This window comes from Haemophilus haemolyticus (genome assembly GCF_003493605.1).
GTDB lineage: Bacteria > Pseudomonadota > Gammaproteobacteria > Enterobacterales > Pasteurellaceae > Haemophilus > Haemophilus haemolyticus_J.
In genome coordinates this window covers 233,069-245,916 of record NZ_QQKA01000001.1, presented here as the reverse complement: position 1 = coordinate 245,916, position 12,848 = coordinate 233,069, and the positions used below count along the sequence as shown (strand labels likewise).

Sequence of the window (12,848 nt, the reverse complement as noted above, 5' to 3'; positions counted from 1 at the left end):
CCTTTTCTAAAAATTTTTCTTAGTATATCAAATTTATGAATTTTCGTCTTTTATCCCAATATCACGCTGATATTAAAAAATTAATTAAAATTTCTTTACCCATTTTGTTAGCGCAAATCGCACAAAACTCAATGGGATTAGCGGATACCATTATGGCAGGTCGAGTAAGTTCTACTGATATGGCTGCCATTTCTGTTGGCGCGTCTATTTGGATGCCATTGGTGCTTTTCGGTCAAGGCTTATTATTAGCGCTGCCTCCGACTATTTCTTATTTAAACGGTTCAGGCCAACGCCATCGCATTGCCCACCAAGTTCGCCAAGGCATTTGGATTGTGTTAGGCGTAAGTATTCCTTTAGGTTTGCTGATTTATTTCTGTGAAATTCCGCTGCAATATATGCAAATGGAAAGCAAAATGTCAGATTTAGCACGTGATTATTTACATGCGATGTTGTGGGGATTGCCTGCTTATTTGATGCTGATTAATTTTCGCTGTTTAAATGATGGGATTGCCAAAACCAAGCCTGCAATGGTCATTACCTTTTTAGGTTTACTGCTGAATATTCCGCTTAATTACATTTTTATTTATGGAAAATTTGGCATGCCTGCTTTTGGTGCAGTGGGCTGTGGTATTGCGACAGCGATTGTGAACTGGGCAATGTGCTTAATGATGATGTTCTATTCCTACACGAATACTCAAGAACGCTCGCTAAAAGTATTTAGCCAATTAATTGAAATGCCGAATCCCAAAACGCTTAAAAAACTACTGCGTTTAGGCTTGCCCATTGCTATTGCACTTTGTTGTGAAGTGGCGTTATTTGCCCTCACTTCGTTAATGCTTTCTCCGCTAGGCTCAACCATTGTGGCGAGCCATCAAATTACATTGAATACCAGCTCTTTCATTTTTATGTTCCCCCTGTCAATTGGTATGGCAACAACGATTTTAGTCGGACAAGCATTGGGTTCTGGCTCTCCACAAAATGCGAAAAAAATGAGCTATGCCGCATTATTATTAGGGCTAACGGTGACAATCATTACCGCATTAATTACGATTTTCTTCCGTTATGAAATTGCCTCTATTTTCGTAACCGATGAAATTGTCATCGCCATGGCGGCAAATTTATTATTATTTGCCGCACTTTATCAATTTTCAGACACCGTCCAAATGGTGGTTGGCGGCATTTTACGGGGCTATAAAGATACTAAAGTTATTTTATATATTACCCTTTTCTCTTATTGGGTAATTGGTGTGCCACTGGGTTACACACTCGGCCGTACAGATTGGCTTGTGCCACACATTGATGCAAAAGGTTTCTGGATTGCCTTTGTGGTCTCACTCACTTTCGCCGCAATCTTGCTTTCTTTGAGAATGAAAAAAATGCAAGCCATGAGTGACAGCGCCATTTTACAACGTTTAGAAAAACTCAAATAAGGAACTTTATGCAACTTCCAGCTTTACAATCGGCAAAATTAATTCGTCGTTACAAACGCTTTCTTGCGGATATTGAACTACCAACTGGTGATGTGATGACAATTCATTGCGCCAATACAGGTGCGATGACTGGCTGCGGTGAAAAAGGAGACACAATTTGGTATTCACATTCTGATAGCCAAACCCGCAAATATCCCCATTCTTGGGAACTCTCTCAACTTGCGAATGGGCAACTTTGCTGTATCAATACGCATCGTTCCAATCAGCTTGTCTTTGAAGCACTGCAAAATAAGCAAATCAAAGAATTGGCAATGTATGATGAAATTTATCCAGAAGTGAAATACGGCGAAGAAAACAGCCGAATTGATTTCTTACTGAAAGGTGAAGGCTTACCCGATTGTTATGTGGAAGTGAAATCAATCACTTTAGTGAAAGGAAATTTAGGCATGTTCCCCGATGCTGTGACTATGCGTGGACAAAAACATGTCCGCGAATTACTCGCAATGAAAAAACAAGGTCATCGCGCAGTGGTATTATTTGCTGGGTTACATAATGGTTTTGATCGTTTCAAAATCGCAGAATATATCGATCCTGAATATGATCGCTTATTAAAAGAAGCAATGGAGCAAGGCGTTGAAGCCTATGCTTATGCAGGTAAATTTGAAATTTCTAATGGAATTCCCACCGCACTTTCCTTAACAGAATCGATGCCTTATATAAAATAATATTTTTTTGAGAATTATTTTCATTTAATTATTGACAAGGTTATTGATAACAATTATCATCTAATCATTCCAACAACAATATTAGATAATCACTCCAACATTCCCGCCTATTTCCCCACAAATAGGCGTTTTTTTTATTCACAAATTGCCAAGAATCCCTATAATAAAACCTTTCAAAAAACATAATTAGGAAATAATAATGACTGACATTAATACCGTTCTCGCGGAACTAAAGCGCGGTACTGATGAAATCCTTTCAGAAGCGGATTTAATCGAAAAACTGAAAGAAAATCGCCCATTAAAAGTAAAATTAGGCGCCGATCCAACCGCACCAGATATTCATTTAGGGCATACTGTTGTATTAAACAAACTACGTCAATTTCAACAACTCGGTCATGAAGTCTATTTCTTAATTGGTGATTTCACTGGAATGGTGGGCGATCCATCAGGCAAAAATGCCACGCGTCCTCCACTTAGCCGTGAAGATGTATTGCGCAATGCTGAAACCTATAAAGAGCAAATTTATAAAATTCTCGATCCACAAAAAACCAAAATCGTCTTCAACTCTGAATGGTTAAGCAAACTTGGTACGGAAGGTATGATTCGTCTTGCAAGCAACTACACCGTTGCGCGTATGCTTGAACGTGACGACTTCAAAAAACGCTTTGGCAATAACCAACCTATTGCCATCCATGAATTTATTTATCCATTACTGCAAGGCTATGATTCTGTTGCATTAGATGCAGACGTGGAACTAGGCGGTACAGATCAAAAATTCAACTTACTTGTTGGCCGTGAATTACAAAAATCAGCAGGCAAAAAACCACAGGTTGCAATTACACTTCCATTACTCGTTGGCTTAGACGGCGAGAAAAAAATGTCCAAATCACTTGGTAACTATATCGGCGTAACAGAAGCACCAAGCGATATGTTCGGTAAAGTGATGTCCATTTCCGATGAACTCATGTGGAATTGGTATAACCTTCTTTCATTCCGCCCATTAAGCGAAATTGCACAATTAAAATCGGAAGTAGAAAACGGCAAAAATCCACGTGATGTAAAAATCTTATTAGCAAAAGAATTAATTGCACGTTTCCACAATGAAGAGGCAGCAAACGCTGCAGAACAAGAATTTATTAATCGTTTCCAAAAAGGCGCAATGCCTGATGAAATGCCTGAATTTACGTTTTCTGGCGAAATAGGTTTAGCTACTTTATTAAAAGAAGCGGGACTTGTTCCTTCCACTTCAGAAGCAATTCGCTCTGCTCAACAAGGCGGCGTGAAAATCAACGGAGAAAAAGTCGATAACGTAAAAGACAATGCACCAAAAGGCACAAATGTTTACCAAGTGGGGAAACGAAAATTTGCGCGTGTAACGGTTGAATAAAATAGGTAAAAAAATACCGCACTTAGCTGATAAAAGTGCGGTATTTTTTATCGAAATTTTAATTTAGTTAAACATCGCAGAAATAGATTCTTCGTTGCTAATTCGGCGAATGGCTTCTGCTAACATAGAAGAAAGTGTTAATACACGGACTTTACCGATTGCTTTCATTTCTTCTGATAGAGGAATAGTATCGGTAACAACAACTTCATCAATGGCATCGCTGGCTAAGTTTTTGGCTGCTGCACCAGAGAAAACGGCGTGAGTTGCATAAGCAAATACACGTTTTGCACCACGTTCTTTTAATGCTTCAGCCGCTTTACAAAGCGTACCGCCAGTATCAATCATATCATCCACCAAAATACAATCACGGTCTGCAACATCACCGATAATATGCATTACTTGTGCTACGTTTGCACGAGGGCGACGTTTGTCAATAATAGCCATATCCGTATCGTTTAATAATTTAGCCACAGCACGAGCACGTACAACACCGCCAATATCTGGGGAAACTACGATTGGGTTTTCAAGATCAGATTTTTTCAAAATATCGTGAATTAAAACTGGAGAACCAAATACGTTGTCTACGGGAACATCAAAGAAACCTTGGATTTGTTCTGCGTGTAGGTCGCAGGTTAATACGCGGTCAATACCAACAGTTGAAAGTAAATCTGCTACAACTTTAGCAGTAATTGGTACACGAGCAGAACGAACACGACGATCTTGGCGAGCATAGCCGAAATAAGGAATGACGGCAGTAATACGACCAGCAGATGCTCGACGTAACGCATCTACCATCACAATCAATTCCATTAAGTTATCATTGGTTGGCGCACAAGTTGATTGGATGATAAATACATCCGCACCACGCACATTTTCATTAATTTGAACTTGAATTTCTCCATCGCTAAAACGTGCGACAGTCGCATCGCCTAGCGAAATATATAAACGTTCAGAAATACGTTTTGCAAGTTCAGGTGTTGCATTACCCGCGAAGAGTTTAATGTCAGGCATTTTATAAAACCTCAGGTTTAGATTGTCGATGAATATGAATTGATGATAGCTGCTTCAACATTGCGTGCAAGGGAGAAACATTGAGTCCTTTCGTAACAAAGCCAAAAAATGCTTCTGGTTTTTGTCTAAATACCGCTTGCGCTTCTGCTTCATTATCAAATTCAGCAAAAACACATGCTCCCGTTCCTGTTAATCTTGCCGGCGCATATTGTAGCAACCAGTTTAACGCTTTTTCAACGTTTGAATAATGATTTACCACAACTTTTTCGCAATCGTTTTTATAAGGTTCACTCAAAAGTTGTTCCAGGGATTTTTTCGGCGTATTACGTGGTAAATTTGGATCTTGAAAGATGACAGCTGTTGATATGGAATCATCGGGTTTTAATACAACAAACCATTTTTCGGTAGGTTCACAATAAGTGATTTTTTCCCCGACACCTTCAGCAAAAGCAGCCTGTCCATGTACAAATATTGGCACATCCGCGCCTAGAGTTAATCCTAATTTTGCCAGTTCATCAATGGATAAATTGGCTTGCCATAAATAATTTAACGCGACTAATGCGGTTGCTGCATTGGATGAACCGCCACCAACACCGCCTCCCATTGGAAGAATTTTATCTAAATGAATATTTGCACCAAATTGAATATTGGCTTTTTCTTGTAAAAGTTTTGCAGCTCGATAAATTAGATTATCTTCTGTTTTTAGATTTGGAATTTCTGGGGTTAAAACAATTTGATTATCTTCTTCACGGATACTAATTTCTAACCAATCGCCGAAATCTAAAAATTGGAAAAGCGTTTGTAATTCGTGGTATCCGTTCGGCAATTTTCCGTTGATATAAAGAAATAAATTTAGTTTGGCTGGGCTAGGGAAGCGCAATGACTTCCCATTTGATTGTGTTGTATTTTGACAAAGTGCGGTAGAAAATTGATGTGATTTCATTAATGTATTCATTAGTAAATCCACTCATCCACGCGAATTTTTAAAGTTTGTTTCGTGCTGTCATTTTTTAGCAGAATGTTTTCAGGCATCGAATTGTTTGAGTGATAAGTGAGATAATCTGCTGTCCATTGAGAGCCATCCACATGATAAGTAAATGCACCAAGTAAATGGTTGGTACCCACTTGATAATCTGCATTAATTGCTGGTTCGCCTTTCAACCAATAAGCTAAATGTTCTAATGGCACATCCATGCCAATGATCTCTTGTAATAGTAGTTTGGCATTGGCTGCAGATTGTTGATTACCGTTATTATCTGAAATTGTCATCCCACTTTGGTGCATTTGAATCCAAAGGGTAGATTTACTGATTAAAGAATAGAGTTTAAGCGTATAAGATTTTGGATTTTGGTATTGCCATTCAAAGCGGCTAGAAAAACGTTCTGTAGGACTGATATAACCAATTTGTCCTTTAGCTTGATAGGATTGAATTTTTTGAATCTGTTGTAAATGCTGCTGCCATATCGCATCTGTTTTATCAATATATTGCACATTTGTAGGTCGATCCATATCTAATGTACAAGCGGTTAGAATAGCAGTGGCAAAAAGTGCGGTAAGAAATTTAAACGTTTTCATATTATTCATCAAGTCAATAAGCTCGCATATTTTAAGGATTTAGTTTAATTGAGTAAAGTTACTTTTATTTGTTAATTTTTTGGTAATTCGCTTTTGTTTGTTTAACTGCTAAGATTCTTCGTCTCGTCAATTCATTTCTGATTGCTTGTTTCTCAAATCCATCTGCAATAACTTGTTGCACATCTACTTCATTTGCCGCTTGTAATAATTGATTGATGTAATCTATTTGTGGATAGTCTTTATTTTCAAAACCTGTTCTTCCTCGAGTATCAGCTAGACAGACTTGTAGAAATTCTTGAAAGCGTTGAGGTTTTCTCCACACATCAAAACGATTAAACAGCGTTATGACGGTTTCAGCTCGAAGCTCAAAGGCTTTGTGAATATGCGTGTGAAATTCACAAGTTAGTTCTGCAAGTTCTTGAAAATAACTTGGGACTTTCAAGCGTTTGCACAATGATCTAGTCGGTTTTATGCCAGCTTGCTCGTGTCCGTAATGATGGGGAAGAATATTTTGAGGCGTAAGAGCTTTGCCAAGATCGTGACAAATGGCGGCAAAACGAACCGCACTTTTGTTTAGATTATGGTTATTTTCAGTTAAATGAACTGTTTGTTTTAATACCAACATGGTATGAATAAAACTGTCCACTTCGGGATGATGTTTTACAGGATTTGGCACACCATAAAGGGCATCGATTTCAGGAAATAAAACGCTTAATGCACCTGTTTTATGTAAAGTTTCAAAATAAATTTCAGGATTTTTTTCGTTTAAGGCTTTTTCTGTTTCTAGCCAAACGCGTTCCGCCGTGAGATGTTGTAATTCTCCCGATTGGGCAAGTTCTGCCATTAGAGCCAATGTTTCCGATGCGATTTTAAAACCGAGAGAATGATAACGGGCTGCAAAGCGTGCTACGCGTAATACTCGTAAAGGATCTTCTGAAAAAGCGGGAGAAATATGGCGTAAAATTCGATTTTCTAAATCTTGTTTTCCGCCATAAGGATCGATAATTTCACCGTCTTCGCTTTGAGCCATGGCGTTAATAGTGAGATCTCGTCGAATTAAATCTTGTTCTAATGTAATTGTTGGGGAGAAATCACAAATAAAGCCCGTGTAACCTGCACTAGCTTTACGTTCTGTTCGGGCAAGCGCATATTCTTCTTTTGTTTTAGGATTGAGAAAAACTGGAAAATCTTTGCCTACTTGTTGATAACCGAGAGAGAGTAGAGTAGCGGGGTCTGCGCCTACCACAATCCAATCACGATCTTTTACTGGTAACCCCAATAATTGATCGCGAACAGCCCCACCAACTAAATAAATTTTCATTTGTGATTATGCCCAACCATCGCGACGGCGACGCTTTGGTAATACATAAGGAATAAGCAAGCCGAAGAGTAAGCCTACGCCCAATACTGAACCGCCATAAATAAACCATTGGATCGCAATTTCTCGTTTACCTGCATCAAGCATTGCTTCTAAATCACGATTTTTATTTTTGGTCATTTCAAGTTCACGTTTCAGTTGAGAATTTTGTTCTAAAAGATCCGCACTTTGTTGCTCAGCTTGTTTGGTTCGACGCTGCATTTCGACGGTACGTTGTTGCCAATCGCTATCTAAACGACTAAGTTTTAAGGTTAATTCTTGAACTTGAGCTTTTAATTTTGGATTTTCTTCTTTACTACTTGGTGTGTTGCTTAAGTCTGAATTTAAAATCCAAGCTTCACGATTTTTATTGTCGCGAATGAGTGTGTATTTTCCTTGGCGATCTAATACATTCACCGCTTCGCCTGCTTGAATTGAACCTGCAATTTTAAATTGTTCGCCAGCACCGCGACGTAAAAACGTGCTTAGATTTTCAGTAACATATTGGGTTTCCGCATAAGCAACATTTATTGATGTGCTTAAAAGTAAAGATGAGATTAAGGCTTTGTATATCTTTTTCATTTTTTCCCCTTAAACATCACAACAAAAGTGCGGTTAAAATTAACCGCACTTTTTATTGAGATCAATTAATTAAAGATAGTTCTTAGCACATAGAAAATAATGATGGCGAAAAATGCACCTGCTGGTAATGTGACAATCCAAGAACTAATGATATTTCGGATAACCGTTAAATTGAGTGCTGCGATACCACGTGCAAAACCGATACCTAAAATTGCCCCAACAAGAGTTTGAGTTGTTGAGATCGGCAAGCCTGTACCTGATGCCACGACAACGGTCATCGCAGTAGCAAATTGAGCAGCAAAGCCACGGCTTGGGGTTAAATCGGTGATCCCAGATCCAACAGTCGCCATCACTTTTTGTCCCATAGTAATTAAGCCCACAGCAATACCTAATGCACCTAAGGGTAAAATCCACCAAGTTAAGGCTCCACCTGAAACAATTTTACCGCCTTGTTCAACGATTGATACAACCGCTGAAAGTGGACCAATTGCATTGGCTACATCATTTGAACCATGAGCGAAAGCCATCGCACAAGCGGTTAATAACATTAAAATACTGAAGACTTTTTCTACTGCACCAAAAGTGCCTTTGTTTGCTGATTGAGTGAAGGTTTTGCTTTTAAAATAGAAGTGGAAAAATAGCATGCCAATAAGGCTGATAACAAGTGAAATAAGTAGTGTTTCTTTACCTGAAAGATTTAAACCAACGTGTTTTAAACCTTTTGTCATTGTTACGATACAAAGCACAAATACGGTAATCGCCATATAATAAGGACCATATTTTTGTGCATTTTTTAATGGCTGTTCGGTATCAAAAATAAGTTTTTGCGTACTTGCAAAGATTGCATAAGCCAAAATTCCTGCGATGACAGGCGTGATGAACCAGCTACCAACGATGCTGCCAATATTTGACCAATCTACTGCGCCAGGACCAATCGTAATACAGGCAAATCCAATAATTGCACCAATGATCGTATGAGTCCCTGAAACTGGCCATCCCATTTTGGTTGCAATAAATAACCAAGCACCCGATGCAAATAAGGTTGAAAGCATACCTAGAGCTAAAATATCTGGCGTATCGACAAATTGCATTGGATCGATTACACCACTTTTAATGGTTTCTGTTACTTCACCACCAGCTAGATAGGCACCAGCAGATTCAAAAATTAATGCGATAATAATTGCTTGTTTGGCTGTTACAGTACCAGATCCTACGGATGTTCCCATTGAATTTGAGACATCATTCGCTCCAATTCCGAATGCCATAAAAAAGCCAAAGGCTGCTGTGATCCACACCAACCAAGAACCATATTGACTAATAATTTCCATAGTTTATTTCCTATGTTTTGTTGATTATGAACGCGCGAGCATTAATTCTATACGCGAGCCAACACGTTGTGCTTGGTCAGCCAAAACGCCAACCCATTCAATAATTTTATATAAGAACATTACATCAATTGGATTATAACGGCTTTCGATAGTGTAAAGCATTTTACGCAATTTAATCTGCATTTGGTCTGTATCATCTTCAATTGAATCAAGTTCTTGAATCATATCATTGACTAATTTGAGTTCACGACCTTTAAAACCTGTTTCTAATAGCTTATCCATTTCTTCGATTACTCGGTGGGCTTGATGAATAGCATCTAAACTTCGTTTTACATAATGCAAAAACTCGTCCTGCATTTCTTCTGGAATGCCAAATTGTCGTCCAATCATACGGCCTGCAATATCTTTGGCATAATTGGCAAGTTTATCTTGTTGCGTGACTAATTCTAATAAATCAGTTCGGTCGATAGGTAAGAATAAACCACGTGGCAATTTCAACCGAATTTCCCGTTTTAAACTATCTGCCTCACGTTCACATTGAGAAATTGCTAAGCGTTTTTCTTCCGCTTGTTCCCAATCTTTTGAGAAAGTCGTTTGAAAGAAAGGAATCAAAAGATCGCTACATTCGGTCACTTTTTCAGAGTGTTTTTGTAACGGTTTGAGAGGCGAATGGGCAAATAATCCGAGAATATTATTCATTGCCATAAGTGATTTACTCCAAATTAAGGGGTTAAAAATTCGTGTGCATATTACCCGATTTTTGTTGATAGTTAAAATTTTTCAAAAAAATTTGTAAGAAAAAAGGTTTATCTTCGACTAACTAAATAACTGGGTAATATTTCCTAGTGTGGTAAGATAAGTAACTCAATACACTTTTCGCTTTAAAAGCGAGAAAATTTGAAAGGTAAAAAAATGAAGGATTGTAAGATGCAAGGTATCGGCAGTGGCGTAAGTTTATTGATTTTACGCCTTTTTCTCGCGTGGGAGTTCTTTGAGGCAGGATTAGAAAAATGGAATGGACAAAATTGGTTCGCTGAAATACAAGATCGTTTTCCTTTTCCATTTAATCTTATTCCAGCTGATATTAATTGGCACGTTGCAATGGGATCAGAATTAATTTTCCCATTTTTGCTGATATTTGGGGTGCTAACACGTTTTAGTGCATTAAGTTTAACGATTTTAATCTCTGTCGCGTGGTATAGCATTCACGCCGATTCAGGTTATAACGTATGTGATAATGGTTATAAATTACCATTGATTTATGTGGTGACTTTATTAATCTTAATTACGCAGGGAGCGGGGAAACTCTCTTTAGACACGCTTATTAAGAAGGTTTATCCAACTAAAAGCTGGTTGAAATTTCTCTAATTATTTATTCAAAATTCAAACTCTAGGAGATTATTCAAATGAAAAAATTAGCAACATTAACAGCATTAGCAAGTGCATTAACGATGGCAGTAGCGACAGCAGCACAGGCTGAATCAAAGTCAAGCAATACTGAGAATACAGCAACACCTTGCGTGGGCGATAAATGTGTCAAAATGAAAGCAGCAGAAGGTAAGTGTGGTGAAGGTAAATGCGGTGCAGACAAAGCTAAATCTGCTGAAGGTAAATGTGGCGAGGGTAAATGCGGTGCGAGCAAACCGAAAGCTGCTGAAGGCAAATGTGGCGAAGGTAAATGCGGTTCTAAATAATCGTATTTAAATCTAGATGCCATACATAACACTGGTGTAAGTTTACACCAGTGTTGTATTAAAAGGAGTAAATAATTATGTTACAAGGTGCAGGATTAGGGTATCGTCGAGATTTAGCGGATGATTTTTTGAATTTATCATCAAATAATGCGATTCAGTTTATGGAAGTTGCTCCAGAAAATTGGGTAAAAATGGGGGGAGCCGCTCGTTATAAATTTGATCAGGCAGCTGAAAGATATCCACTTGCGGTACACGGATTATCACTTTCATTAGGCGGGCAAGCACCACTTGATCGCGAGTTATTAAAAAATACTAAAGCATTAATGACTCAATATAATTCGACATTTTTTTCTGAACATTTGAGTTATTGTGAATGTGAAGGGCATTTATATGATTTATTACCTATGCCATTTACAGAAGAAGCTGTAAAACACGTAGCTCAGAGAATCCGCTATGTGCAAGATTTTTTAGGATTACAAATTTCATTAGAAAACACCTCTTATTATTTACACTCTCCCACTAGCACAATGAATGAAGTAGAATTTTTAAATGCTATTGCACAAGAGGCTGATTGTGGTATTCATTTAGATGTGAATAATATTTATGTTAATGGTGTTAATCACGGATTGCTTGATCCTTATGTCTTTTTAGATCAAGTGGATGTTAAACGTGTTAATTACATTCATATTGCAGGGCACGATGAAGAACATTCTGCTGCACAAGTTGTAGAGAATTCAGCAGATGAATCATTTAATAAAGTAAAAGGAGCATATCGCCATTTACCTGAATTATTAATTGATACACACGGAGAAGCTGTAAAAGGCACTGTATGGGATTTACTCGAATATGCCTATCAACGACTACCTACGATTCCCCCAACATTATTGGAGCGTGATTTCAACTTCCCACCATTTGCAGAACTTTACGCCGAAGTTGAGCATATTGCACAATTACAGCAAAAATACGCTCACACAGAGGTAATGTCTTATGCAGCCTAAGTCATCATTGAAAGAAACTCAGCAAGCATTGGCAAATGCTATTCGGTTAGGTAATGCAGATCCTTTAAATGGTTATGCTGCAAACCGTTTAGCGGTATATACACGTTTAGTTCGTAATAATGCTTTTGGTTTTATTGATCGTTGTTTTGTTGAAGCACCATTGCATATTGAGCCAGAGTATTGGAAAAATGCTAAAGAAAATTTTGTGCAAAATGGTAATGCCCATTCTCCTTATTTCCAAGATATTGCAGGAGAATTTCTCTTGTTTTGTCAAGAAAAAGAGATATTTGATACAAATATATTGGCATTGATGGATTTTGAAAATACACAATTACTCGCAGAAGTTTCTTTAGCCAAAGTGCCTGAAAAATTTGAGTGGAATAGACATAGCGTAATGCAATTATCTGGCGCAGCTTATTTAAAAAGTTATGACGTTGATTTTTTATCAAGTGACTTTAAACAATTTGATGACACGCCAATTCAAGCTATTATATGGCGTGATAGTGATTTTAGGATTCAGCAACAAATCCTTTCAGAGTTAGATTACTGGTTGTTAAGTTATCTACAAGAACAACCAAATTCATTAGAAAATGTTTTGTCTGCTCTTAATACAATGGTTGAAGATACTACGTCAATAATCCCATTATTAGAGCAACTATGGATGAAATGGGTTACATCTGAAGTAATTTACCCCGAACAAAGATAAAATTTTTGAAAATGCTGAGTAAGATGAAAATATTCATATTTTCATCTTACTTATT

At 37.8% G+C, this 12,848-nt stretch carries 14 protein-coding genes; 7 read left to right on the top strand and 7 right to left on the bottom strand.

Annotated elements, in window-relative coordinates; translation table 11 throughout:
- The first annotated feature begins 35 nt into the window (after positions 1-35).
- From hmrM to tyrS, 3 genes are all read left to right on the top strand, one after another.
- The gene (gene hmrM, locus DV424_RS01200; protein WP_118858779.1) at positions 36-1,430 is read left to right on the top strand and encodes a sodium-coupled multidrug efflux MATE transporter HmrM; all 1,395 of its coding nucleotides are present in this window, start codon (positions 36-38) and stop codon (positions 1,428-1,430) included.
- An 8-nt stretch (positions 1,431-1,438) separates the two neighbouring features.
- Positions 1,439-2,155: a DNA/RNA nuclease SfsA gene (sfsA, locus tag DV424_RS01195; RefSeq protein ID WP_118858778.1), complete on the top strand. Its 717-nt coding sequence runs from the start codon at positions 1,439-1,441 to the stop codon at positions 2,153-2,155.
- 199 nt (positions 2,156-2,354) lie between these two features.
- Complete coding sequence (tyrS, locus tag DV424_RS01190) at positions 2,355-3,542, top strand: tyrosine--tRNA ligase (RefSeq protein WP_111695526.1); 1,188 nt, start codon at positions 2,355-2,357, stop codon at positions 3,540-3,542.
- Positions 3,543-3,605: 63 nt separating this feature from the next.
- Here tyrS and DV424_RS01185 read toward each other — a convergent pair whose 3' ends face one another.
- From DV424_RS01185 to DV424_RS01155, 7 genes are all read right to left on the bottom strand, one after another.
- On the bottom strand, positions 3,606-4,553 hold the full coding sequence (locus DV424_RS01185) for a ribose-phosphate pyrophosphokinase (RefSeq protein ID WP_021035314.1): 948 nt from the start codon (positions 4,551-4,553) through the stop codon (positions 3,606-3,608).
- Position 4,554: 1 nt separating this feature from the next.
- Positions 4,555-5,496, bottom strand: coding sequence for a 4-(cytidine 5'-diphospho)-2-C-methyl-D-erythritol kinase (gene ispE, locus DV424_RS01180; RefSeq protein ID WP_118858833.1), 942 nt, complete (start codon positions 5,494-5,496; stop codon positions 4,555-4,557).
- 11 nt (positions 5,497-5,507) lie between these two features.
- On the bottom strand, positions 5,508-6,128 hold the full coding sequence (gene lolB, locus DV424_RS01175) for a lipoprotein insertase outer membrane protein LolB (protein WP_338153041.1): 621 nt from the start codon (positions 6,126-6,128) through the stop codon (positions 5,508-5,510).
- 64 nt (positions 6,129-6,192) lie between these two features.
- Entirely contained in the window at positions 6,193-7,449 is a 1,257-nt protein-coding gene (locus DV424_RS01170; RefSeq protein WP_118858776.1) for a multifunctional CCA addition/repair protein, read from the bottom strand.
- A 6-nt stretch (positions 7,450-7,455) separates the two neighbouring features.
- Positions 7,456-8,067 (bottom strand): TIGR04211 family SH3 domain-containing protein, encoded by a 612-nt coding sequence (locus tag DV424_RS01165; protein ID WP_118858775.1) that lies wholly within the window; start codon positions 8,065-8,067, stop codon positions 7,456-7,458.
- 65 nt (positions 8,068-8,132) lie between these two features.
- Positions 8,133-9,395, bottom strand: a complete 1,263-nt coding sequence (locus tag DV424_RS01160) for an inorganic phosphate transporter (RefSeq protein ID WP_118858774.1) — start codon at positions 9,393-9,395, stop codon at positions 8,133-8,135.
- Positions 9,396-9,419: 24 nt separating this feature from the next.
- Entirely contained in the window at positions 9,420-10,100 is a 681-nt protein-coding gene (locus tag DV424_RS01155; protein ID WP_105888754.1) for a TIGR00153 family protein, read from the bottom strand.
- A gap of 222 nt (positions 10,101-10,322) precedes the next feature.
- Here DV424_RS01155 and DV424_RS01150 point away from each other — a divergent pair, with 222 nt between their 5' ends.
- The 4 genes from DV424_RS01150 (at position 10,323) to DV424_RS01135 (ending at position 12,793) form a co-directional block, all read left to right on the top strand.
- Entirely contained in the window at positions 10,323-10,763 is a 441-nt protein-coding gene (locus DV424_RS01150; RefSeq protein WP_005632470.1) for an HvfX family Cu-binding RiPP maturation protein, read from the top strand.
- Between the two features lie 38 nt (positions 10,764-10,801).
- Complete coding sequence (gene hvfA, locus DV424_RS01145) at positions 10,802-11,089, top strand: oxazolone/thioamide-modified RiPP metallophore HvfA (RefSeq protein WP_118858773.1); 288 nt, start codon at positions 10,802-10,804, stop codon at positions 11,087-11,089.
- Positions 11,090-11,166: 77 nt separating this feature from the next.
- A complete protein-coding gene (locus tag DV424_RS01140; RefSeq protein ID WP_118858772.1) occupies positions 11,167-12,087 on the top strand; it encodes an HvfB family MNIO-type RiPP peptide maturase in 921 nt (306 codons plus the stop codon).
- The gene (locus DV424_RS01135) at positions 12,077-12,793 is read left to right on the top strand and encodes an HvfC family RiPP maturation protein (protein ID WP_192880617.1); all 717 of its coding nucleotides are present in this window, start codon (positions 12,077-12,079) and stop codon (positions 12,791-12,793) included. Before DV424_RS01140 ends, DV424_RS01135 begins: the two co-directional genes overlap by 11 nt.
- Positions 12,794-12,848: the final 55 nt, after the last annotated feature.